Source organism: Sphingobacterium griseoflavum, from assembly GCF_014653155.1.
Taxonomy (GTDB): Bacteria; Bacteroidota; Bacteroidia; order Sphingobacteriales; family Sphingobacteriaceae; genus Sphingobacterium; species Sphingobacterium griseoflavum.
This window is the reverse complement of sequence record NZ_BNAF01000019.1, coordinates 26,996-50,766: the sequence shown is the minus strand read 5'-3', so window position 1 is coordinate 50,766 and position 23,771 is coordinate 26,996. Positions and strand designations below refer to the sequence as shown.

The 23,771-nt window shown below is 44.7% G+C and carries 19 protein-coding genes; 6 read left to right on the top strand and 13 right to left on the bottom strand.

The window, feature by feature from the left end:
* Window positions 1-30: 30 nt before the first annotated feature.
* The 9 genes from IE165_RS18140 to IE165_RS18100 all read right to left on the bottom strand — a co-directional run bounded on the left by IE165_RS18140 (window position 31) and on the right by IE165_RS18100 (window position 9,834).
* Window positions 31-1,224, bottom strand: coding sequence for a thiol-activated cytolysin family protein (locus IE165_RS18140; protein WP_189628072.1), 1,194 nt, complete (start codon window positions 1,222-1,224; stop codon window positions 31-33).
* A gap of 650 nt (window positions 1,225-1,874) precedes the next feature.
* Window positions 1,875-2,921, bottom strand: coding sequence for a type I restriction endonuclease (locus IE165_RS18135; protein ID WP_189628071.1), 1,047 nt, complete (start codon window positions 2,919-2,921; stop codon window positions 1,875-1,877).
* 90 nt (window positions 2,922-3,011) lie between these two features.
* Complete coding sequence (locus tag IE165_RS18130; RefSeq protein ID WP_229826646.1) at window positions 3,012-3,254, bottom strand: hypothetical protein; 243 nt, start codon at window positions 3,252-3,254, stop codon at window positions 3,012-3,014.
* A 58-nt stretch (window positions 3,255-3,312) separates the two neighbouring features.
* A complete protein-coding gene (locus tag IE165_RS18125; RefSeq protein ID WP_229826645.1) occupies window positions 3,313-3,846 on the bottom strand; it encodes a thermonuclease family protein in 534 nt (177 codons plus the stop codon).
* Between the two features lie 12 nt (window positions 3,847-3,858).
* Entirely contained in the window at window positions 3,859-4,827 is a 969-nt protein-coding gene (locus IE165_RS18120; RefSeq protein ID WP_189628069.1) for a hypothetical protein, read from the bottom strand.
* An 11-nt stretch (window positions 4,828-4,838) separates the two neighbouring features.
* A complete protein-coding gene (locus IE165_RS18115) occupies window positions 4,839-6,950 on the bottom strand; it encodes a phospholipase D-like domain-containing protein (protein ID WP_189628068.1) in 2,112 nt (703 codons plus the stop codon).
* 287 nt (window positions 6,951-7,237) lie between these two features.
* Window positions 7,238-7,903: a response regulator gene (locus tag IE165_RS18110; RefSeq protein WP_189628067.1), complete on the bottom strand. Its 666-nt coding sequence runs from the start codon at window positions 7,901-7,903 to the stop codon at window positions 7,238-7,240.
* Between the two features lie 7 nt (window positions 7,904-7,910).
* Window positions 7,911-9,362 carry a tetratricopeptide repeat-containing sensor histidine kinase gene (locus IE165_RS18105; RefSeq protein ID WP_189628066.1) on the bottom strand — a complete coding sequence of 484 codons (1,452 nt, stop codon included), beginning with the start codon at window positions 9,360-9,362 and terminating at the stop codon, window positions 7,911-7,913.
* 307 nt (window positions 9,363-9,669) lie between these two features.
* Entirely contained in the window at window positions 9,670-9,834 is a 165-nt protein-coding gene (locus IE165_RS18100) for a hypothetical protein (protein ID WP_189628065.1), read from the bottom strand.
* A 358-nt stretch (window positions 9,835-10,192) separates the two neighbouring features.
* Between IE165_RS18100 and IE165_RS18095 the strand changes: the two genes are divergently transcribed.
* Together IE165_RS18095 and IE165_RS18090 are read left to right on the top strand one after the other, a co-directional pair.
* Window positions 10,193-11,380: a hypothetical protein gene (locus IE165_RS18095; protein WP_189628064.1), complete on the top strand. Its 1,188-nt coding sequence runs from the start codon at window positions 10,193-10,195 to the stop codon at window positions 11,378-11,380.
* Window positions 11,381-11,546: 166 nt separating this feature from the next.
* Window positions 11,547-14,834, top strand: a complete 3,288-nt coding sequence (locus IE165_RS18090; protein WP_189628063.1) for a CheR family methyltransferase — start codon at window positions 11,547-11,549, stop codon at window positions 14,832-14,834.
* A gap of 151 nt (window positions 14,835-14,985) precedes the next feature.
* Here the strand turns inward: IE165_RS18090 and IE165_RS18085 are convergent, their stop codons facing one another.
* Entirely contained in the window at window positions 14,986-16,449 is a 1,464-nt protein-coding gene (locus IE165_RS18085; RefSeq protein WP_189628062.1) for a magnesium chelatase, read from the bottom strand.
* Window positions 16,450-16,533: 84 nt separating this feature from the next.
* The gene (locus IE165_RS18080) at window positions 16,534-17,655 is read right to left on the bottom strand and encodes a vWA domain-containing protein (protein ID WP_189628061.1); all 1,122 of its coding nucleotides are present in this window, start codon (window positions 17,653-17,655) and stop codon (window positions 16,534-16,536) included.
* A gap of 458 nt (window positions 17,656-18,113) precedes the next feature.
* Here IE165_RS18080 and IE165_RS18075 point away from each other — a divergent pair, with 458 nt between their 5' ends.
* On the top strand, window positions 18,114-18,596 hold the full coding sequence (locus IE165_RS18075; RefSeq protein ID WP_189628060.1) for a very short patch repair endonuclease: 483 nt from the start codon (window positions 18,114-18,116) through the stop codon (window positions 18,594-18,596).
* A gap of 455 nt (window positions 18,597-19,051) precedes the next feature.
* Here the strand turns inward: IE165_RS18075 and IE165_RS18070 are convergent, their stop codons facing one another.
* Window positions 19,052-19,393 carry a hypothetical protein gene (locus IE165_RS18070; RefSeq protein ID WP_189628059.1) on the bottom strand — a complete coding sequence of 114 codons (342 nt, stop codon included), beginning with the start codon at window positions 19,391-19,393 and terminating at the stop codon, window positions 19,052-19,054.
* Between the two features lie 176 nt (window positions 19,394-19,569).
* On the opposite strand from IE165_RS18070, the gene IE165_RS18065 reads away from it, so the two are divergent.
* The 3 genes from IE165_RS18065 to IE165_RS18055 all read left to right on the top strand — a co-directional run bounded on the left by IE165_RS18065 (window position 19,570) and on the right by IE165_RS18055 (window position 22,047).
* Window positions 19,570-20,697 carry an MBL fold metallo-hydrolase gene (locus IE165_RS18065; protein ID WP_189628058.1) on the top strand — a complete coding sequence of 376 codons (1,128 nt, stop codon included), beginning with the start codon at window positions 19,570-19,572 and terminating at the stop codon, window positions 20,695-20,697.
* A gap of 122 nt (window positions 20,698-20,819) precedes the next feature.
* The gene (locus IE165_RS18060; protein WP_189628057.1) at window positions 20,820-21,503 is read left to right on the top strand and encodes an alpha/beta fold hydrolase; all 684 of its coding nucleotides are present in this window, start codon (window positions 20,820-20,822) and stop codon (window positions 21,501-21,503) included.
* Between the two features lie 100 nt (window positions 21,504-21,603).
* The gene (locus IE165_RS18055; RefSeq protein WP_189628056.1) at window positions 21,604-22,047 is read left to right on the top strand and encodes a KTSC domain-containing protein; all 444 of its coding nucleotides are present in this window, start codon (window positions 21,604-21,606) and stop codon (window positions 22,045-22,047) included.
* A gap of 113 nt (window positions 22,048-22,160) precedes the next feature.
* On the opposite strand, the gene IE165_RS18050 is transcribed toward IE165_RS18055, so the two are convergent.
* Window positions 22,161-23,684 (bottom strand): hypothetical protein, encoded by a 1,524-nt coding sequence (locus tag IE165_RS18050; protein WP_189628055.1) that lies wholly within the window; start codon window positions 23,682-23,684, stop codon window positions 22,161-22,163.
* Between the last annotated feature and the right edge of the window lie 87 nt (window positions 23,685-23,771).

The window sequence follows — 23,771 nt, the reverse complement described above, 5'->3', positions numbered from 1 at the left end:
GGAAGAGGCTGTTCAAATGTCGTGGATTATTTAATCATTGCTGACATGGACTTGGAACGGATTTCTGAACGTTCCAAAATCACTCAAGTAATTAAGTGTATAGTACAATGGGGCGCCCGGAGACTGCGGTGTAAAGCCACCGGATTGTGCAATAATTTGGGCAAACCCGGCCAATCCGCCCGTAACGGCGCGCACGGTGGAAGTGCCATCTACCCCGATCACGTAGACGTAGATCTTGGAATTTTCAATAACAGCTTTCTGTTCGTTGGACATACGTGCACCCAATTCTATACTAAAATTTTCACCGAGGGTATTCGAGCTACTGATCCCGATCATTTCAGCGGAGAGGGTCAATGCTACATTGAGCGTTTGCCGGACCATCTCGTAGGTCGAATCGGATTCTAGCATAAAAATACCTTTCCTACCATAGGTCACAGAACTAACAATCAATGGGTCATAACCACCAAACTGTGTAACATCAAATGTGGGTTTCAAGAATGGTTCGTAAATTGGCGGCTCGATGGCAACTGTGAAATTTTCCTGTGTAAATTCAGCCCGTACCCTTGTTTTATTATTTCCGGAGGACGTAGTATCCAAAAAGTCGGCGGTAAGGATATTTCCAATTTTGAGATTGGCGCCAAATGACTTTTTAAGTTCTTCGACTTTCCGAAATTGACTTTGCTCGTAAGTGAACGATTGGATTTGCTGTCCTGTTCCTGCTAAAAGTGCATCCCTAACATAGCGCGCATCCTGCGAAGGTGCGGGCAAAACCGTCCTGAAAATGCTATCAGTAGGAAAATTAGCATACATGGTGATTGGATTGCGATGTACGGCAGCAATCTGCAGTGGCGTGAAGTTATCTACATCGACCGCCTGGTCGCCACGGATGATAGCGCCCAAATAAAGTTTGATCCTCGTCTCGGGGAGGATGGCCGGCAATTCTGTGGATTCATAAAAAGAAGTTTTACCCGTGCCATTTGGCCAGATACTGTCCCTCAAAAAAATCACCGTGTTTTGCTTTCTGTCATTTACTATTCCTTCCGGCTTTTCATTCGAGAAAGAACTTAAATTGAAAACCGTTGGCTTGTAAGGAAAACGTTTTAAACCCTGAAACATGTCGGGTTTTGATTGTTCATCAGCATCAATAATCTGAGCTTCTTTTTGGCATGATACCGTTGCGACCAAGGCAACAATAAAACAGGCATAAGTGCGAATGTTTCTCATATTTAATCAGTTAGACTATTTCAAAAATAGAGTAGTAAATTTTAAATATGCAAATATATTTGAAAAATAAATCAAGCGGGTGTTTCAAAATCACAAAATCATGATCATAAAACACTGAAAATCATGTGTTTAAAAATAAACTTAACCATAAAAATAAATTAATGGTGCAATAATAAAAACAATGTATTGTAACACGTAAAATTTAATATTTATTGAATAACAATATTTATTAAAACCGATTGTTATTACGTAATTCGATTAAATAAGGAATTTTGCGAACGGCGGATCTGGGAAAAAAGGAATGGCCATGCGGATGGATTCTGCTTTTACACCAACGATTATTTCTGAACCCTTATGGACAGCGATATTGCTTCACTTTTTCGTATCTTAATACTTGATTCTTGTACCGGCACCATCATGATACCAATTAGTAAATTAGCGATTTTAAAACTGACGGACAGATATTTATACACTACGCAATAAGAAGACTGCCTTTTCAGACAGCCTTATTGCGGGCTTAAGCTTCGCTTATCAATTGCTAGTTTGCCGCTTTGAGTTTATAACGCAGAAACTTACAGTAGATGAATGACTATTGACTTTTACACTTTCTTGCCTATACCGATGTTCTTATCATGCCCTGAAGGGAATGATTAATAATTTGCTATGGCTTGTGCGATCTGCTCTGCATAACGGTAAATATCGTCAAGCCGATCCAACTCATATTTCGTTTCTTTTTTATCCTTATCGAACAAGCCTATCCGGAGCCGATTGGGTGTAAAATAAAAACGGCAGAGCGGTTTGCGATTGTTATCGTCTAGAAGGATGCCACAGTACGATTGGTTGTCGCGCATGAAGATGCGGCCCACCTCGATGTCTTTACGTAAAATGGACTTGACGATCAAGAATCCGTCGATCTCATCCTGTGTCGTAACGATGAGGGCATCTGGCTCGCTCGGCGGTGTGACAGCCTGTTCTTCCGTTTCGGTTTCTTTCTTTAGCGCACTTTTAAGACGTTCGGCAATTTGGTCGTTCACAATCTGCGCAAACACACGTTTAACCAAGGGCGTAAACTGCTCCAGAATTTTTGCTGTCACCACGCTGGGATACACCTGCTTGGTAAAGTATCGCACAAATTCGTCAGAGGGATGTTGCATATCTCCGCTGACCAAAATAGTGAGTTCATTGGAATATTTGAGATCGCTGGCAGCGGTGGAAATGCTATCCAGATCAAATACGGATTTATGAAATTTACGCAATTCCGCGATTTCATTGTCTTTAATGTCTGTAATCTTAAACTCGAAAAAGGGTTTTTCATCCATTTTGTTGGCGGTTACCAGATCGGTGTAGAAGCGGTATTCCACACCGTTGGTGAGCAAACCAAATTTAGCTTCGGTAGTGTGAAAATAACGAAACAGCTGCGAATTATGCGGGTCAAGCCCATCGGCATAATGCTTACACTCGATGAGGATCACCGGTTTTTCCTCACGCAATATTGCGTAATCGACCTTCTCTCCTTTTTTTATTCCGATATCGGCAATAAACTCGGGATGTACTTCGAAGGGATCGAAGACATCATAGCCCAATATCTTTAGAAAGGGCATCACGAGCGATGTTTTCGTTGCCTCTTCCGTTCTTATTTGCGGTAAAAGCCGGTCTACACGTTTCGCAAACTGGCGTAGTTCTTCTTTGAAATCCATATACATAAATTTTGATGGTTCATAATTTTGTGTGTACAAAGGATAGCAGCCCTGAATATCTACGAACAAAGCGAGCAATCTAGTATTCAACTACTTTTCCCAGCCGCAAAGGGTCTTCCCCTCTTTCTTCGCTTTTTCGACCGTAGTTTTCACGGCTTTAGCGCTGCAGTTGTTCAGTCCTCGGCAATGCTCTTTTAAATGGTATCGTTTACCATTTCCGCTGCCGCACACATATACCGTTTCCTTTTCATCGCTGGCGCCCTGGGCAGCGGGAAGCATCGAACAATCATTGTTCAATAAAATAAATAGAAGTGCTATTGTAATTTTCATCATGTGATAAAGTTAAGCAGGGAAAAAGACAGTCTTTTACGGGAACCCGTAGCTCGAGACATTAGTATGCTAGCGCCCTATCCGCCCATAAGCCTACTTGCTGTTTTCGTGCTTCCGTTTGCAGTTCGGTAAACAATTCCACATACTTCACATTGGGGGGATAGGTGTCGACGACCGCATATCCAGCTTTCAATAGCTCCGCATTGAGGAACGTGCCGTCCGCAAGATAGACATAGGCCAAAATCCGCTGGTATCGATCTTTATGCTGCACGTCCAATTCCAGTCTTACGGATTTACCTTCCGTTAGATTCTTGACAAAAGCTTTGGCTTCAGCAGCTAATTTGCCTTTTTGCTTCCACCGGGAATTACGCGTCTCAGGGGCATCGACACCGATAAAACGTACCTTATATTTTTCGCTACCATCCGCCACCCAAAAGGTATCCCCATCGATCACTTTGGTCACTTGGCACATCCCACCGGTAGCCGTTTTTTGTTCCGAATTGCTTTCCTCAGGCCATCGCATGCTGCTGCCATCCGCAGATACACAACTTGTAAAAAAGCAGCAGAGGATGAAAAAATAAAAACAGATTTTCATAAGGTTCATGAATTACAGACTACTTAAAAATGTTTCTAGGTTTGCGCCAAACTCTTCCGGTGTTTTGACCGCCTGCTGCACCTTCACCTGATCGCACCCGGACTCGGTTAACCATTTTGTCCACAGCAGCTCCATAATCTGGAAATCCGTAGGTTGCACACGTGCAGCGCCATTTTTGTCCAACGAGCGGTCGACCACCTCGCATACGAGTACGTTGAGTCCCGATAGGGATTGCGTGGTTTTATTGATCGCATAGTCCTTATTAGCATACACGAACTGCTTCAGGTCTTGGGAACCGCTACTGTTGTAGTCTTTACGGATCTTATCGATGGTCTCGCCATTGACCAAATATCCTTGCCCCTTATTCGCACTCTCTATGTAGCCATCGGTCAAAAGGACAGCAACGTTTTTATTAGCCTTAACAACGATGTTGTTCTTCGTTCGCAAAACCTCCTCTTCCGGCACACGAAGCAATGATCCACGTATCGTTTCGTTAAAGTAATTCCATACATCGGCACCGGACGGATGCACCGCAGCGTAGTCATATAACGATTCTACATTTCTCTTGAACTTCTCCGTATCAGGCTGCAGGCTGTGCCTAAAGTAATTCGCTCTTTTGATCATGTCGTTTCCGAACTTGCGCAGGTTTATTTCCATTTCACTGGGACGCACCGCCTGCCGACTCAACACGCCCTTATTGATAAAATCGAGCTTGTAGATATCCTGCTGGCCGGTCTTTCTGTTGTTCAACGAGCAGAAATATCGAATTTGGCCGAGGGCATGGTTGAGGAGTATGGTATCATGCACGGGCTTGGGGTAAAGATCGGCATTGATACGATTGGACAGATCGGGAACGAAAAGCACATTGAAATCCTTAATCGTGGTAGTGGCTATAGGCGGCGGAGGCTCCGTACCTCCGCAGGCCGTGTGCAGGATAAGCGCTGCCAACAGCACTGGAATTAAATTAACTCTTGTTGTCATATTTATGTAGATTAATTTTGTAGCGAGATCAGGTTTTCGGAAATGGAGCTTTGCAAGTCTGCGACAACGTTTCGCTGGCTGAGCCAGCTTTCACAGGCTTGAATAGCTTCCCTGGTTTTCGTTTCTGCACGCAAAATAGCATAGTCCTGATACAGAAATTTGCTCCATCCTTCCATGTAGATATTGACTCTATTCTCCAGCTCGGCTTTCGAGATGGGTAGTTTATCGTTCTCAATCTGGCTACGGTACATGGACCCGATATTGCCGATACGCTCCTTGTAAGATAAAAGCTGCTGTTGAAAACCCTTGATTTTGTCGTTCTGATGGATCGGCGCTTGTTGCCCCTGACGGATGCGCTCTTCTTTGCTTTCCATCAACTTAACAATAGCTGCCTCGGCCCCATCACACGCTAGCTTCAACGCGTTGATGGTACAGAGATGTTCCTCGATAGCCTTCTCGAACGTGTTTACCTCATACTTCACTTTTTCTTGGTGATGCGTAGTCGTGCGGCTGTCTAGCAAGATGAAGAATCTCTCAAAGAAGACACTAAATAAAAAAACGCCCAACGCACCAAGCGCAAAAACCAACCAAAAGTTACTGTTGCCCAGCAGATCTAAAACATCCATTTCTTTATCCGTATCGCCGGTAATAAGTTCGATAGCGTTGATATTGACCGCAACCTTGTATGCAATGAAAACATCAACGACAATAATGAGGATGATCCCTAAATTCCGTATCAAAAATTGACCCATCGGGGCATTTTGCTGGTTGTCCTCTTTACGATCGATATCCTGCGAGGCTCCCTTAAAGAAGACCTTGTACATGCCCAATGCCAAAGGAATTGCTACGAACAAAAACAAAAAAAGAATGCCACCGGCACCTTTATCCCATATCTTGGAAATGGCATGCGGATTGAAAACCTCGGGAGCCTCGATAATGGGTGCCCCTGATAAAAGCATGGTTTTGATATCCTCTTTGGAGAAGATAAAAATGTAGGCCACCGACGAGTAGAACACGAATATATACAAGACTAACAGCAACGTCATAAAGCCCAAAACCGCCGTTGCCGGCCAATTAATGGGCGGCTTCACAAAGGCTAGCTGCAGGGCATTGATCTTATCTTGGAGCACTGCAATTTTATCGTTAAAGAATGGAATCTGGGTTTCCCGATTTGACTTTAATTGATGCTGTTTATCGGTTATCTCCGTTGTCAACCGCAGGATCTCTCCATCCGAATTGCTTGCTTCCAATAGGCCAATTTCTTTGACATGATCGATCTCATTTGCTGTTTTGAGTTCTACACTGGCCACACTTATTTTGCGTTCTTCTTCGATTCGCGCCAGTAGTCTATTCTTCTTTTCCTCAACCACCTCCACTTCGTTGATGAAATTGGAGTAAAGGCTATCCATGGCCTGCGGCAGAATCTGATGATCGCCATTGTTTTCCATCGCCCTATTGAACCCGCTAGCTTTTAGCAGCTCTTTATCAAACGACCCCACCTCAGAGGCGATGACGTGATCCAATACATCGCTGTACGCTTTCAGGGATTGCTCATAAAAACTCATCGATGTTTGTCTGATAGGTGTTTGCATAGCTATAGAAGTGGTTTCTTTGGTCAACAGTACTTCATGATCCGGCGTTGCGATATCTTCGAGCGTTTCGCCGCTAAGAAGTCTTTCCGCCCGATCTTTAATACCGGAAAATGTGCGCACGAGCTCCTCGATCGTCTTAGGAAAATTGGTTACCACCACCGTTTCGTGGTTATTGTTCTTGGCATTAATCGTCCAGTTGTAGGAGCCGGTGATGGCAATCTTGCGGTCGATCACGCAGAACTTTTGATTCATCATTCCCCAGCCCACATTTTTTACTTTGATGACCTCCGCTCCTTTTCGCCGCAGCGCATCAAAGTCGAGTTTTTCATTATCGACCTGCTCGGAGATAATGAGGGAAACTTTCACGTTCTGCAAGAGGCGGTCTTGCAGCACAGAGAAAAGATCTTCATCCGTGAACCAAGCCATAGCAACCAATATCTCTTGCTTGGCCTGCAACAGTTCCAATCGAATCCGCTCAAAGATGCTCCTGCTATCCGACAGGGTATCTTGAACTAAATTTGTTGTATCCATATTCCAAATAGTTTGGTTAATTATTACCACAAAAGTACAGGCTTATGCAATGGCATTTTTACGGGAACCCGTAAAAGCAAAATACAGCGAAACTAAATATCACCCTAACAATCACCGCATTAAAGCAAGAAAAAGAGGCCATCAATCTTGAAGGCCTCTCCGTTTTACAACGTTAGGTTAATAATGAACACGAATATCTGAGGTTAATCTTTACCGTTGCTATAGCCCAAAAATAAGCACGGTTGAGCAGAACATTTTATGGTAAACCGTAAAGAATATTCACTACCTTAAATAAGCTTCAACTCTTTGCAGTGCGCAACGAGCTGCTCATTTTTGGTGAAGCCGAAGACATCTTTCATAAGATTCAATCGCTTTTCGATGCTACTTAGGCTGGAAGGCCGGATTTCGCGTTGCCGTAGGTATTCCGGCATTTCCTTTTGCGAAATGCCCTCATATAACAACCTGATAATATGCATATCAAACTGTGTAAATTCATGGGAATTTCGCTCCTGCGCTATTTTCTGTATATCGGGTGATTGATATATCCTGTTTTGATAGGCTGCCTGAATAGCCTCCCGCAAGTACTGACCGCCGCGGCGCGCTTTGACCACATGTCCATCAAGGAGACCTGCTTTAAACAGCGCATTGATCGTGGTAGACCGATCTTTTCCGGTAAAAACAATTGTCTTGATTTCGGGCTGTATTTCTTTCACCACTTTGATCAATGCTAGTCCGTCGGGAATCGCTTGAACGTTGCCGTCAGCCTCAAATTCAATATCGGTAATCAGCAGATCATAGGGTTCGCCATCACGAATGGCATTCTTGATCCAATTGAGGGCATGGTCACAGTAGTAGACATATTTTGGACTTTCGACTCCGAGATCGCGCAAGGTGATCTGTACCGCTATATTTTCGGTATCATGGTCTTCGGCAATGAGTACTTTTTTAAACATACATTTGTTATCTTTTGCGTAATGGGATACTGGCCGTTATGCGGAGGCCATCTCCCGGTTCACTGACAAAGGTAATGCTGCCCCCAAGGCTTTCCATACGGGAAACCGTATTCGACAAACCTTTTCCCCTAGATTTTTGCGGAAGAAAGCCTACCCCATTATCGTGGTAATAGATACGCATGGTCTCGCCCACCTTTTCAAAGCGCACGAGCACTTGATCCGCCTGACTATGCTTGCGCATATTGACCATCAGTTCCTGCAGGACATGTTTGATCTCCTGCTTGGCACGCTTTCCGACAGCCTCCCAATGCTCATCATCGTTTCCTACGATCAGTATCCGCCGTTTATCTTGGGCAAAAGACTTCAGTAAGCCTGCAATTTCATCATGGTAGGCGACCGTCGTGATACTCTGCTGTTCCACATTATGGGAAATATCACGAGATTGGTTATACATATAATCCAGTTTGTCTAGCATCCCTTCCCGATCGATCTCCTCCTTATATTCGAACTCCGTCATCACACGGTAGAGGCCATTTGCCACCACGTCGTGGATTTTCTTGGATAGATGGAGCTGCGTTTCTTTAACGCGGCTCTGGGCTTCCAGCTCCAAACGTTGTTTCCGTTTTTTATACCATAAAGTGGCCCCCGTTCCAGCAAACAGGAAAACGATGGAGAGTCCAATAAGACGATTGGTTTTTTCGGCATTATCCTTCTGCAGGCGTAGATTGTCTGCCTTATTTTTTTCGACCTCGTACCGGATCAGGGCGAACTGGTTTTTGGCGGCCGCACGAGCTTGTTGGATGCTATCTGTTAATTGTTGATAAACGGCGAAGTATCTCTTGCTGGAATCACCGGGTGTTAATTGGATAAGTCGCTTCAATGCGCTTACTTGGTCGACAGCACTTGGAATTTGTTGCGCTGTAATATACTGTTTTCGTGCAAAATAAAGTGCAGAATCTAAATTTCGCTTTGCATAGTAATCAGAAAAGTGTGCATAACTGGAATTTTGCCCCCAAAGATCTTTCTCTTTTTTTCGGATATTTAATGCTACAGTAAAATCTTTTACTGGATTGTATCTTTCTTGTGATTTCCACATAGCAGTTGCATAATTTGTCAATACGCGTGCAAAAGCGGTTGTTCCAGTTTTTTCATCTTTTAAAACGGCTCGGTAAATGGCAATCGCCTGATTATAATCCTTTTCATCCTGATAAAGCTTTCCTAAGTTGTTTCGGTAGGTTCTAGTTGAGGCCGAATCGCCTTCGTACTTAATAGCCAAATTGTAGAATTCAATAGCCTTAGCCTTATCGCCAAGGGCGCTTGTCACATTACCCAAATTATTGTAATTGGAACTTAGATAGACATAGTGTTCAGGTTTCTTACTATCCAAATAATCGATCGCTTCTAGTCCCGTTTCTTGCGACCCGAAATAATCTCCTTCGTCTCTTTGAATTATGGACATATTAATGAAGCAGTTGGCAACGTTGAGACTATCCGAACTTTCTAAAAAGATATTTTTTGCTTCTTCAAATACAAGAAAGGCGCTATCTAGAACTGCAAGATCTAAATATTTTACAGCATCACTGTATAACTTGTACCCTTCTAGACTTGCCGTTTTAGCATTTTCCTTATTTTGACAACCTATTAGAATCAGGCAAGCTAGAAATAATATAGTTTTTTTCAATGGTTAAAATTTTAGATCAAATTACAAAAAAAGCGGGGTTAGTGCAATACTACCCCGCTCTTTTACGAATATGAAGACCGCCAAATTATGGTTTTGGTGGAATCGGTGGAATTGGCGGGATCGGTGGGCGCGGCGAACCTGTATCGCCACCTTCATCAAAAGCCTGCGTGGTTGGCTGTCCTGGATTACCGCAAGTGCCTGTCGACTGACCACCTTGACCAAATAGAAGTGCAAAAATTAAGTACCACATAATTCAAAAAATTAAAAGTCAAAAACTTGGTAGGTCCGCGTGCTCCGTGCACGGGATTACTACAAATGTTTTCAGAAGGCCTTCTGAATTTTTTGGGAAGTGGGAGTGTCAATCGCGGGAGGCAGAAGCTGCTTCCCAAACCGGCTAAAGACTACCGCGATATCTTCTCATTGTGAAATCAGTTTCGTATCTTAGCCTCATAAACTAATCGACTATCAGCTGACTTCGAGAACAAAGTTATGGCGGTTAAAATCCTTTTTATCATGGATTTCCGGCATTTCCCTACTTATACCACGACTTCCGTGAGCTACCGTAGAACACCGAGATTTCCACAGATTTACCGATAGTTTTAAGCAGTGTGAACGATACGGTTTCCCGTATTTCCCGAAATACCGTTTGTGTTAATTTTGTGATGATGTTTGAAATTGACCTATACCTCAAAGCCATAGTGGACGCTTTTTACGAAAAGCGAAATCAAAAAGAGCTCGATCATTTACGGCGAGCCACGCGACGTGATCTCATGAAAGAGTTTTTACGACGATTGGAGAACGGGGAGCTTGATAGCGAGCTATCTGAGCTGATGAAAATATTCGGGGATGTTGATCATGCGGATGATCTTAAGAAGGAAATAAAAAAAGCTGGCGCGGATAAGTTTCGTCCATTACAGGATTTTCTCCAAGAACGAACAAGCAAGCCAACCGATAATGTCATTAAGTTGCTCGCCATATTTATTGACTTTAAACCAAGACCATTTGACGTATGGCTCGAAGAAAAACGGACGACAAACGATGAAACTGGCAGAGTTGGGGTAGCAGATGCTGATCCTGATGAGGCAGATATTGCCAAGAAAAAAACTGGTGAGTCTGCAGAATCCATAATAGCCAAAAACAGTTTTGCAGCGCGTTATGAAGAGAAGCCCTTGTCTGAGTCTGGCGCGGACGCTCTTGAACTGCGTGGCACCAATAGCGGTACTGCCGGACGCATCGAGCCGGTAGATATTAAAAAAAACACCGAGCAACCACAAACGAACACAGCGATTGCTGCAGCCCCACCCTATGAAAGCTCCCGGCAGAACGAAACGAATACAACCGGAAGGTTGATGCCGGGCCGCGATGCTCCGTTGCAAAAAGTTAGCCCGAGAAAAACGAAAATATTTTTGCTCACTTCGTCAGGTATCGCACTTGTCTACATGATCTTTAGTCTTTATCCAAAAAAAGATTGTATGTGCTGGAATGGAGAAAAATACGTAGAAGTAGATTGTCATAATAAGACGTTTCCCTATCAGGTTATTGGATTGGACAGACAGCAGCTCAGCTACTTTGCGAAGATTCAGCGGGAAGATACGTTAAGCATGTCCGATGTCGGTCGTGTTTGGTACTCAAAAATTGACAATGAAGTAGAATTCTTTACCCAGCCCGGCTTTCATCCTGTAAAATTAGGGCACGCACTGAAAATAGCTACAGAACATATTATCACGAAATATGCCGGAGAAAACGCCCGGAAAAAAATACAAATCGACAGCCCGAACCATACCGCATCTCCGTAGTCGTGCTACCCTGCCGCTAGTCAGCAACCTCAGCCAATTTGGGTAAGCAACCTTGCAACAGATTCTACTGATTTTAACCTGCCCCAAAGTAAAAAGCTGCTTACTACTGTGCTAAATTTTACTATCTTTACAGGGAACCACATGGTAAATGCGGCGTGCAGACAATATGACCATAGAAAAAGATTTTACACACCATAAAAAAAGTAATTTTCCGGTTATAGGTGTCGGTGCCTCTGCAGGTGGATTGGATGCCTTCAAGGCTATGCTAAAGGGCATCCCTGAAAATTCTGGAATGGCCTTTGTATTGGTGCAGCATCTGCTGCCGGGCAAAAACAGCTTATTGCCTGAACTGCTACAAAAAATAACTTCGATACCCGTGGTATCCATCACAGAGCATCTCCCCATCGAACGCAACCACGTTTATGTTATTCCACCGAACAAGATTGTGACGGTGGCCGATGGCTTCCTCAAGCTGAACCTTCGCCCATTGAAGGAAAAAAGCAACAGAGCGGTAGATGTGTTATTTCATTCCCTAGCCAGTGCCTATGAAGCCAGCTCGGCTGCGGTAGTTTTATCTGGAAGTGGCGAAGATGGCACAAATGGCTTGATGGCCATCCGGGAGTGTGGTGGACTGACGATAGCTCAAGACGACTCGGCAGAATTTCCGTCTATGCCCAACCATGCGGTAGACGCCAACATCATCGATTTTGTGCTACCTCCCGAGCAGATCGGCGAAAAGCTGACCACGTTTTTTGGTTTGGTGCGTGACGATTGGGCCCTAAATATGGAGGATCGTGCAGGTGATGAAGAAGATACTTATCGTAAAATATTGATGGAAATACAGCATCGGATGGGTGCCGATTTCAGTCTGTATAAGCAAACCACGATCAGGCGGCGGATATTGCGACGAATGTTGATGCTGAAATTGGCAGATATCGACGCTTATCGAAAGCATTTGGAAGAAAATCCTGCTGAACAAGAGCTGTTGTTTTACGATCTCTTGATACCGGTGACAAGCTTCTTCCGCGACCATTCGGCTTTCGAAGCCTTGACACGCAAGATCTTACCCGAGCTGATGCAAAGTAAAAAAACCGACGATCCCATCCGGATTTGGGTGGCTGGATGTTCCACGGGGCAAGAGCCTTACTCCATAGCCATGGCTTTGGAGGAGCATTTTGGCGAGCGCCTATCCCAACAGCGGGTGCAAATCTTTGCTACCGACATTTCGGAAAAATCCATTAAAAAAGCGCGGAGCGGTAGCTATGCAAAAAAGGAGCTTACCGGACTGAGTCCCGTGCATCTCTCCCGCTATTTCGAAAAATCCAATGACCAGTATATTGTTAAAAAGCGAATCCGCGATTTGTGCGTTTTCGCAGCACATAGCTTCCTAAAAGACCCGCCATTTGCGCGCATGGACCTTATTTCGTGCAGAAATGTGATGATCTACTTCAAGCCTTTTTTGCAGAAAAAAACACTCACTACCTTCCATTACGCGCTGCGCGAAAAAGGCATATTATGGCTTGGAAAATCGGAATCTGCAGGAACAGCTTCGGAGTTTTTTCAATCATTGGACAAAAAGAATAAATTTTACACGCGTAAATCCGTCAGCCGTAAATACATTACGGTAATGGGTGAACGCAAAGAATCAGCTTACAAAGCAAATAACGAGATACTCCGCAACAACGATATGAAAGTAGAAGATTACCAAAAGAGTGCGGATGAGCTGTTGCTTGCCAAGTATATGCCGGTAAGTGTCATTGTGAACGAGCAGTTTGATATCGTACAATTTCGGGGCTCTTCGGCAAAATATTTGGAACCGCCCTCTGGGAAAGCTACTTTCAACTTGATGAGGATGGCTAAAGAGGGGCTATCCTTCGAGCTGCGAAACGCCCTGCACCGTGTCAAAACCTCGCGGGAGCCTTTCACGAAAGAAGGCATATCCTTTAATATGGGCGAATCGCTGGTATCTATTGAGGTGGTACCGCTTTTGAACACGATCGACCTCTATTATTTGGTGATATTTAAAGAGCAAAATGTGGCGTTGCCGCGCAAGCGTATCAGTGCTAAGCTTAAAAGGTCTGCCGAAGAGGAACGCATCATGCAGCTGGAGTACGAGCTTGCCCAAGCACGGGAAGATATGCGCACCATCACCGAAGAGCAGGAATTGACGAATGAAGAGCTGCAAAGCACCAATGAAGAACTGGTAAGCGGCAGCGAGGAGCTGCAAAGCTTGAACGAGGAATTGGAAACTAGCAAAGAGGAGCTGCAAAGCACCAACGAAGAACTCCTCACCGTCAATCAGGAACTATTTGACAGCAATGAAGAACTGACCTCGAGCAAAAAGCTATCGGACGCCATCATTGCAGTGCTGCACGAACCGTTACTGATGCTCGACAAGGACATGATGATACAGCTGGCCAACCATGCTTTCTGTCGCATATTTAAAATCAAAGAATCAATTGCTATTGGCACCAGTATTTACCAATTGCAGGATGGCGCATGGAATATCCCGGAACTCACGAAGGAACTTACGAAGGTACAAGCGCTGGATGAGACCATGGTCGAGAAAGAAATTGCATTCACTTTCCCGTCTATAGGCGAGCGCATTATAAAATTTAATATACAGCCCATCAGCAAGCCTAACGGCGAGCAGCTGATCTTGCTGGCACTGGACGACATCACAGCCCGCAAGGCAGATATCCATGAACAAAAAGTATTTAGCGAAGAGCTACAGCGTCAGATCAACGAAAAAATAAAGTTGGAACGCCAAAAGAACGACTTTATCAGTATGGCCTCGCACGAACTGAAAACTCCCGTAACCAGTATCAAGGGATATACCCAGGCCTTGCAGCGCCGCTTTCAAAAGGCTGGCAATATGGAGGCGGAGGCTTTCTTGACCAAGATGGACAACCAGATCAATAAGCTGACGGCGCTCATAGGCGATTTGCTGGATGCCACCAAGGTGACCGCAGGACAGCTGCAATACCATACGGAAGATTTTGATTTCAACGAGCTGATCCGGGAGATTACCGACGAGATGCAACAAACCTCCCGCAGACATAGAATAAAGCTCACCCTGGCGAGCAACGTGCTGGTGTCGGGCGATCGGAACCGAATTGGCCAGGTGGTGACCAACCTGCTTTCCAACGCCATCAAATATTCGCCCAAAGCGAACGAGGTATTGATCCACACGAAAGTTTCGGATAAGAAAGTGTTTGTAACCGTCGAGGATCACGGCATTGGCATTTCGCAAACAAACCAACAACATGTATTTGACCAATTCTTTCGCGCCAGTGGCTCAGTGGACAACACATTTGCGGGCTTGGGACTTGGATTGTTTATCGCTTCCGAAATCATAAAACGCCATGGCGGTGAAATAGCCGTGAGCAGCGAAGAAGGTGTGGGATCCCGTTTTACGGTTTCACTTCCCGTGGAACACGCGCTGGAAAAATAATGCGATGATGCATACAACTAAAAAAGTTTGTAGCGCATTTCACCCACGAGCATGAGCGACTTGCATCTATACACTGCATGAATCCAATCACAAAAAAAAGCGGCCGGAAAAATAGGGATTTACGACCGCAGCTATGCTCATTGGCCTACTGTTACAGATTCCTTAAATATCCTTGAAAAGAATCTTGGAACTGAAGGCCATTGTCAACGCGGTATTTGCTCAATTTGCTAAAGAGCGTTAAACCCCATAGGACAAATTCGCTTACAAAGTAAATGTCTTCTTTTTTGGTATCGGGCTGATACTTCGCGATCAGCTTTTGTACCGCTTCTATTTGTTCTAGCGTCTGGTGGTACTCGGCATTCGTAAGCTCGTCAGGCAACTGGATACCGTCCGAATCGGCAAACCAGCGTACAATATCATCGTAAGGGTAGCGTTCATTTTCGCGCTCCAGCTTTTCGATCTTGGGAAAGAGCGTTGGGAACAATGTTTTGATTGCGCTTTCGATCAGCGTGATGGCCACGGCGGATGCCCCCTCCTGTTCGCCCTCATAGAGCAGCTCTACCTTACCGGTGATAGCAGGTATGATACCGAGGAAGTCGCCGAGACGTACAGACGTCGCGCTGTCGCCATTGCGCAGCATGCGCAGCTCGGCCGTGCTCAATAGATTCTGGAAAGCGGTGATGCCCATGCGCGCGCTGACGCCACTTTTGGCGTCGATAAACTCGCTTGCACGCGCCTCAAAGCTGACCTGCTCCAAAATGTCCAGCGCGAGCTCGGGCACATAGATATGTTCCTTTTGCGCAACCTCAAGCCCGGCTTCCTGCTGCGTAATTGTTTTGGCTACGGCCACCGAGCGCGGGTAGTGCGTTAGGATCTGTGAGCCTATCCGGTCTTTGAGCGGCGTAACGATACTGCCCCGATTGGTGTAATCTTCTGGATTGGCGGTGAACACAAACTGTAAATCGAGCGGTAGGCGGAGCTTGAAGCCTCGGATCTGGATATCTCCTTCCTGCAAAATATTAAAGAGAGCCACTTGGATACGTGCTTGCAAATCGGGCAGCTCGTTGATAACGAAGATGCAGCGGTTGGCACGCGGGATCATACCGAAGTGTATTACGCGATCATCTGCATAACTCAGCCGCATATTGGCCGCCTTAATGGGATCGACATCGCCGATCAGATCTGCCACGGTAACATCTGGTGTCGCCAACTTTTCCGCGAAGCGCTCCGATCGATGAAGCCAGCTTATGGGCGTGCTGTCACCCTGCTCTTGCAGCATCGTGATGGCGTAACGCGAGATGGGACGAAAAGGATCGTCGTTGATCTCCGAACCAGCCACGATCGGTATATATTCGTCCAATAGGTTAACCATCAGCCGTGCCAGCCTAGTTTTTGCCTGACCACGAAGGCCAAGTAAATTGATATTGTGTTTGGAGAGGATAGCCCGCTCTAACTCCGGGATCACGGTATCCTCGTAACCATACACGCCCTCGAAGACTGTTTGTCCGTGACGAATTTTTTCGATAAGGTTTTGGCGTAGCTCCTCTTTAATGCCTTTTTGCGTATAACCTGACGCTTTGAGGTCGCCGAAGGTTTTGATTGTTGTATAATCCATATTTGTTTTTTTAGGGCACGCTGCGTAGCTAACTTCTTGTGTGGTGCATGCTCTGCAATGCCTTTTTGTTTGTTCTTCTTTGTGTTAACGCAACCGCTTTTTTCGGCTGTCTTCGTAATCGGCAAAAATCATTTCGCCCAAGTTGCCCAATCCGGTGTAATAGGCTTTTCCCCTATTCGACGCCGTAAACTCATCTACAAATTCTTGTAGATAGGGATCGCTGGTGATCATGAAAGTGGTGATGGGGATACCCAATTTACGCGCTTGCGCCGCCATGCTATAACATTTGTTGGTAATGAATGGATCGAGCCCCATTGGATTCTTGTAATAGGAGCCATCCGGCATGTTCAGGCAGCTGGGTTTGCCATCGGTGATCATAAAAATCTGTTTGTTGGCGTGGCGTTTGCGTCTCAAAATATCCATGGCCAGCTGCACACCAGCCACCGTGTTGGTGTGAAATGGCCCTACCTGAAGATAAGGAAGATCACGGATCGCGATGGGCCAGGCGTCATTTCCAAAAACAATGACATCCAACGAATCCTTTGGGTAGCGGGTAAGGATAAGCTCAGACAACGCCATCGCCACCTTTTTGGCCGGGGTAATGCGATCTTCACCGTAAAGGATCATGCTATGGCTGATATCGATCATCAGCACGGTGCTCATCTGCGACTTAAACTGTGTATCTTCCACGACCAGATCGTCTTCCGACAGACTAAAGTCACCCAAGCCGTGATTCACCTGCGCGTTTTTTAAACTTTCGGTCATGGCAATCTTGTCGAGGTTATCCCCATATTGATAACTTCGATGGTCGCCGGTGCTCTCATCGCTACGGCCGCTATGCTTGGTCTTATGGTTGCCGGAATTTCCTTTGCGCATCTTGCCGAAGATCTGTTCTAACGCATTTTGGCGCAAAGCTTTCTCCAGTTTTGAGCTGATATCTACACCACCGCTACCATCCGGTTGCAACCGCTCCTTAATATAGCCCCTCTTTTTCAAGTCCTCAATGAAATCGTCGATTGTGTAGTCTGGGGTGGTCAACTTAAATTCCCTATCCAATTGCCGCAACCAATCGATCGCTTCATCGAAATCACCAGAGGTATGGGTGATGAGCTCCATAAAAATATCAAACAACTTGTCAAAAGGCGTTTGAAAAGGTTCTTCATATTGCTTGAAGACAAAGCCTCTATTTCTTTCCGCATTTTTCATCTCATGAATGTTTTGTCGATGATCGTAGTAGTAGTAGTAGTAGCACGCGTGAATGGATCATCGTCTTGCTAACAAGCACTTTGCTAACTACACTCAACTATTCAAGATCATTGCTTGGGATCATCTTATGTGTTACAATGTACGACATAATACTTTTTCTTTCGTCGGGCAAATGCAAGAATATGACGCTGCGGCAAATAAAATAGTTCTTAAAAGCGCAGTTATAGTAAAAAAAATTTTTCTTGTAGACGACATACTAAAAGCATATGGCCCTGCGTTATATAGATAATTCATAATTTAGGTTAATAATAATTGGTTAGTTAGTTAAGATCCTGATGCTCCCCGCTTCAGGATTTTTTGTTATGGCAAATGGGCAGATAAAGGGGGGCGCAAAAAACAATTAATGCCCTTTCGCTGTGCTAATGGTAGCCAGAGCAAAATTTTAATCGGCTAAGAACATGTGCAACTACGAAGAAGAAGAGGCTAAGATCCATGTTCCGCGTTTTTCGGAATCGTTCGGTTTTTACACCAGCCAGCAGCGCAGCCATATAATGTCCCGTATCAAAGGGAAGAACACGAAGCCCGAGCGCCTGTTGCGGCAAGCAATGTGGGCGAAGAACATACGCTTTCGCCTCCATGACAAATCCTTGCCGGGGCGCCCCGATATCGTCATCAAAAAATACAAATTGGCGATCTTCGTCGACGGCGAGTTTTGGCATGGCTTTGACTGGAAGAACAGCAGACAACGCATCAAGTCGAATCGGCGATTTTGGATCCCGAAAATAGAGAGAAACATGCAAAAGGACGATCGCACCAATCGTGCCTTACGTGATATGGGCTATACTGTGTTGCGATTTTGGTCACAGGATATATTGAAAAAACTCCCTGTCGTATTAAATGAAATTGACCTTTTTTTAGAAACCAGAAGGCAATACCGCTAGTGTTGCCACGAGCGCAGTCACTAATCTCCGCTCCTCCTTAACCTGATTTCAAAAAAAGCTGCACTCTGGGGAGAATGCAGCTTCTTTTTTGATCATTAATGCCGATCCAGCATGTTGCTCTTTGCTTCACTGCTAGTTGTGCATAGCAAATAAAACCTCAAGCGTTTTGTCTATCTTTTTCAAACTTAGCTATTGCCTTAAGCTAAAACAATGCGATGCATCACTTTTGAAAAAATTTCAATATAGAGCCAAAAAAAATGACTTAAGAACCACGTTTTAAAAACAATCAGCAATGAAAAGGCATTAAATGGGCAGAAAAATAAAAAATAATAAATGCAAGAGCATTAATGAAAATAAAATCGTGTCCAACATGAATAAACCGAACGTTATAACCGCTGTATACAACCGAAAACGATCAAAAAATAGACAGATCTTATCAAAAGCCCACCACCTTCTTAAAATAGATCGAAAAATTGCAAATCAGCTATGCTATGACCACTAAAATCAAGGCGCTCTGGCTTGAGCCCTCTTTCATCGGAAAATACGTAAAATACTTCAGCTGCTTTGCAAACAAGCAGTACTTTTGCACTTTTAAAAGGATGTTCTTTACCAACCGTATAGACGATCTCATCATTATTGCTATCGACATAGCTAAACGAATAAACGGTTTTATCCGTTAAAGATTCATCAGCAACCGATGGCAACAACGACTGCAAATACAGCTGGGTCTTTTGCTGTTGCCCGGCAAGATCACGAGGGAGGTAGGGAGAATCCGGAATAAAAAATTGCTTTGCCATAGTTTGAAGATCGTTAGATAGCATGAACCGAAATTCAATGTACTGCAAAATAGCACAAAAAAAGCGAATGACAAAGGCTAGGTCCCGCAAACGCTTTTATTTTACAATTTTTTTATCTTAAATTCACATCGATTGTCGCCTCGCGATGGCGATTTTTCAATCATATACCGAGCATAATGACATTTAAAGCAAAGCAAGTACTAAAATATACAGCCTACACATTGGCGACACTTGTGGTATTGGTCGCAGTATCGGCCACCATTTTCTTGAATAGCCGGCAATTTGGCAAATCGCCAGACGGCAGTAGACTACAACGTATCAAGCAATCTCCGCAATACAAAAATGGGGCATTCGAAAATGCGGCTCCGACTGAAGTTATGAGCAGCGACAAGTCACTGTTGCAAAGCACTTGGGAGTTTTTGTTCGCGAAAGTCGAAGATCTGGTTCCGAGGGAAACGCTTCCTACCGAAAAAACAGTGCTTGCAGAATTGCCCGCAGGAGAAGATGTTTTGGTATGGCTTGGTCATTCTTCTTTGTTTCTGCAGTTGGAGGGCAAACGCATTCTGGTTGACCCAGTTTTGATATCTGCTTCGCCGGTGTCCTTTTTAAACAAACCATTTCTTGGATCAGACCGATACCGTCCCATGGATATTCCGCCGATAGACCTGCTACTGATTACCCACGACCACTGGGACCATCTTGATTACCATACCATGCTGGAACTTCGGGAACGGATAAAATCCGTCATTTGTCCATTGGGTGTTGGTGCACATCTGGAACACTGGGGTTTTAATTCAGATATCGTCACAGAGGTGGATTGGAACGAGCAGGTGATGATTGGCGACAAAATGAAGCTGACGGCATTGCCCGCCAGACATTTCTCTGGTCGCGGTTTGAAAAGGAACCAATCACTTTGGGCAGCCTACATGCTGCAGAGCTCATATGGCAACATCTACCTCTCTGGCGACACTGGTTACGATGGGCATTTCAAAATGATCAAAAACAAATTCGAAACCATTGATCTCGCCATTATCGAGAATGGACAATATAACGAGGACTGGAGATATATACATTTACTGCCCAAAGATCTGATTAAGGCCGTTGATGACCTACAGCCAAAGCGTTTTATGACCATCCATCATTCAAAATTTGCGCTGGGAAAACATGCTTGGTATGAACCGTTAGACAACATCGCTCGTATATCCGAGGAACAGCATTTGCCGTTGTTGACGCCAAAAATTGGCGAACCGCTACGTTTGAGGGACAGTACACAAACCTTTACCAACTGGTGGCATGTCGATTAGGCCACGCAAACCGCATCCTAACGAATTTCCTTAGCGGATCGGAACAAAAAGCGACGGCTTTTCCTGTAGCGCGCTCATGTGGCAAGAATAAAACAAACAACAAAACAGAAGAATGCACAACGATGTCTGACGAACTGCAGCAACACAAAAACATCTATATTTTTAGCGGTTTGGGCGCCGATGAACGAGCTTTTCAAAAACTCGACCTCGATCCCAGTACGATACACCACATCCGGTGGATCTCCGCGTTTAAAAATGAATCCATGGCCGATTATGCAGCGCGGTTGCTCGAGCAGATAAAACATGACAAACCAATATTGATTGGCCTATCTTTTGGAGGGATGATTGCCGTAGAGATCGCCAAGCTTATTGCGGTCGAGCGAGTGGTGCTCTTAGCATCAGCCAAGTCGCACGATGAAATACCTCCCTATTTCCGTTGGGCCGGAAAAATGCGCCTGCACGCTTTGCTGCCAACAAAATTATTTAAAAGGCCCAGCCTATTTTTGTATTGGCTGTTTGGCACCTCTTCCACATGGGAGAGGAAACTTTTAAGGGAAATCTTACGAGACACAGATCCTGATTTTTTAGCTTGGGCGCTCCGTCAAATTGCATTGTGGACGAACAAAGAAGCTCCTATGCAGGTGCTCCATATACATGGCACAGCAGATCGGGTTCTGCCGATAAGATTCATCAAAAGTGATATACAGTTGCTCCATGCGGGACATTTCATGACTTTAAATCGGGCAACAGAACTTAGCGCATTGATACGGGAGTACCTGTCTACGGCAGGCCAGCTCAGTGGATGAGCGCCCACGTCGCCGCGATGAGCTGATTATGAAGAGCATATTGCCACCTGTCGCAATCTTTTTGTTGAACCAGTGAAAGAGAATACCTACCTTTGCGCCGATGAAAAAAATAGCAGACTACAGAAAACTTTTAGATTTGGATAGTAAAGCAGACCTTAGCGCCCTAAAGTCCCGCTATCGCCAAATTATGAAAGAGTGTCATCCCGATAAATTTGTGAATGATGAGGAAGGTCTTCGTAACGCCGAAGAAAAAAGCAAGGAGATGATCGAGGCCTACCATTTTCTGGTAAGTATATGTCCAGAAACATTGGACAATCAACGTCCGATTTATCAAAACACGATTGAGAAATCCAATATCAATGATTTTGATTGGAAAGGACACATCCTAACGATCAGCTTTCTCGATGGCAGTAAATATGAGTATTTTAACGTGCCACGCAATGAATACATCAAACTGGTAAACGCCGACTCTCCGGCCCGCTTTGCGAAACGACATATCTACCCCAAATATTTATACCGCAACATTCTAAAGACAGCCGAATAGCGGCGCGCAAAGAAAACAATCTTATACCTGAAAACAGACATTGCCAGGTATAAGATTGCCTTCAATCGGCGTAACATCTCCCCGCTCTGACACCTCAAGCCATTAAACAGCAGCTATAGGTCAAACACCCATCCCTCGCGATCTTTGCGCGTGTGGCACACGAGGTCTAGACTAACTTGGTAGGCTGTCTTCTTCTGCCACCGCGCCATCAGCCAAGCAATAAAGCTTGCATTAAAGATATCTTGATTTGCAGGGTTCTCCAGCAAGTGCCACACCTTTGCCTGGAAGGAATCTAGAAAGACCACATCGGGTTTGAGCAGACTTTTTTCCACTAAGTCAAGGTAGTATAGCACCTGTCCTTCGGCCGTACTTTGTAGATATTTTTTGTATCGCCTTCGGAAGGTGCCTATTCGCGATAGGGCTAACTCGATGTTTTCGAATTGCGCATGCACAAGAATCTCCATCAAATTTTTGCGAATGGTCCACAACATGCCCAACTTCTTTTCATACCAAGCGTCCGTATGGGTTAGCAACGAAAGTTGCCTTAGGCTTAATCGATCATTGCATTGCGCCATAAACATGGTCAACGCCAGCCTTACATCCGCAACATCCTCGGCTTTGTCAGAAGATTTGACTGTAGACAAGGTCTCTTGCGACAGCCGAATAGCGGCGTCAGCTTGACCGCAAAAATACAGGTTGAGCGCACACAACAATTGATGCCGTAGATAAAATATGCGATAATAACGGGTAGTCGTACCCATCAATTCCATCATTTCCTGTAGGTAAGCCTTACTGCGATCAAAATCCTTGCGTCGCAACTGGAAATTGGCCAGAAAGTAAGCGATGGATATTCGATAGAAAAGATGTGCAGGTTTTTGCTCGGGCTGATCTTCCATGAAGCAGTGTGCTCGTTTTATGTACCGCTCGATCAACGTATAGTTTTGCTGGATAGCCGCATACTCGTTGGCGATAAATAGAATTTGGTAGATCGACTTATAGGTCATCAGCTCCTTGATGCCGATCCTATATTTCCGGATAGTCGTAATAATTAAGCTGCTCAACTGGACGATTTTGCCCTGAAGCTGTATGGCCTGTAATTCTGTTCGCAAGAAGGCGTAGGCCATATGCAGCTTCGCCTCGCGCTGCATATTTTCCTGGTTGTGCAAGAAACGAAGGCTGAGGGCGTCTAGCGGTTCGGCTTCCGGAAGGTGGGCGTATTGGAGCTTTAGAAGCAAAAGCTCATTCAATAGATTAAACTGATCCAGTTGAAGTGCCAGACGCTCGGCTTTGTCCAAACATTTAAACGCGACCTTAGCCAAATCGTTTTCCAAGAGGAAGCGCCCGACAACTACAAGCCGAAGTACCTCGTAGGTATCGGAATGGCTATCTTCAAATGCCCTTTGGGACAGAAATAGAAGTAAACTATCCTGCAATCTTTTCCGCAAAGCATGGTATGCATCCCGATTTTTCCACTGGAGAAGCATTTTATTAAGGGAGGGTATATCGTCAGTATCAATCAAATCAAACAGATGAACGTTCTTAACATCTTCCCTTTTATTTTTCCGCATCAAAAACTGCTTAAAACGCTTTTTATCGGTATCGTTTAGTAATCCTATTATATCTGCCAGTGTGTCCATCTGTTAAATTGTGCTGTATAAAGGTACACTATCCATCTATAATATCGTCAGTATTTTGTATTTATTGAGTTTTGCAATCCACCTTTC

Coding starts and splice junctions, on each gene's coding strand:
- IE165_RS18140 (WP_189628072.1), bottom strand. CDS start 1,224: ATGAGAAACATTCGCACTTATGCCTGTTTTATTGTTGCCTTGGTCGCA.
- IE165_RS18135 (WP_189628071.1), bottom strand. CDS start 2,921: ATGGATTTCAAAGAAGAACTACGCCAGTTTGCGAAACGTGTAGACCGG.
- IE165_RS18130 (WP_229826646.1), bottom strand. CDS start 3,254: ATGATGAAAATTACAATAGCACTTCTATTTATTTTATTGAACAATGAT.
- IE165_RS18125 (WP_229826645.1), bottom strand. CDS start 3,846: ATGAAAATCTGTTTTTATTTTTTCATCCTCTGCTGCTTTTTTACAAGT.
- IE165_RS18120 (WP_189628069.1), bottom strand. CDS start 4,827: ATGACAACAAGAGTTAATTTAATTCCAGTGCTGTTGGCAGCGCTTATC.
- IE165_RS18115 (WP_189628068.1), bottom strand. CDS start 6,950: ATGGATACAACAAATTTAGTTCAAGATACCCTGTCGGATAGCAGGAGC.
- IE165_RS18110 (WP_189628067.1), bottom strand. CDS start 7,903: ATGTTTAAAAAAGTACTCATTGCCGAAGACCATGATACCGAAAATATA.
- IE165_RS18105 (WP_189628066.1), bottom strand. CDS start 9,362: ATGTCCATAATTCAAAGAGACGAAGGAGATTATTTCGGGTCGCAAGAA.
- IE165_RS18100 (WP_189628065.1), bottom strand. CDS start 9,834: ATGTGGTACTTAATTTTTGCACTTCTATTTGGTCAAGGTGGTCAGTCG.
- IE165_RS18090 (WP_189628063.1), top strand. CDS start 11,547: ATGACCATAGAAAAAGATTTTACACACCATAAAAAAAGTAATTTTCCG.
- IE165_RS18085 (WP_189628062.1), bottom strand. CDS start 16,449: ATGGATTATACAACAATCAAAACCTTCGGCGACCTCAAAGCGTCAGGT.
- IE165_RS18080 (WP_189628061.1), bottom strand. CDS start 17,655: ATGAAAAATGCGGAAAGAAATAGAGGCTTTGTCTTCAAGCAATATGAA.
- IE165_RS18075 (WP_189628060.1), top strand. CDS start 18,114: ATGTGCAACTACGAAGAAGAAGAGGCTAAGATCCATGTTCCGCGTTTT.
- IE165_RS18070 (WP_189628059.1), bottom strand. CDS start 19,393: ATGGCAAAGCAATTTTTTATTCCGGATTCTCCCTACCTCCCTCGTGAT.
- IE165_RS18065 (WP_189628058.1), top strand. CDS start 19,570: ATGACATTTAAAGCAAAGCAAGTACTAAAATATACAGCCTACACATTG.
- IE165_RS18060 (WP_189628057.1), top strand. CDS start 20,820: ATGTCTGACGAACTGCAGCAACACAAAAACATCTATATTTTTAGCGGT.
- IE165_RS18055 (WP_189628056.1), top strand. CDS start 21,604: ATGAAAAAAATAGCAGACTACAGAAAACTTTTAGATTTGGATAGTAAA.
- IE165_RS18050 (WP_189628055.1), bottom strand. CDS start 23,684: ATGGACACACTGGCAGATATAATAGGATTACTAAACGATACCGATAAA.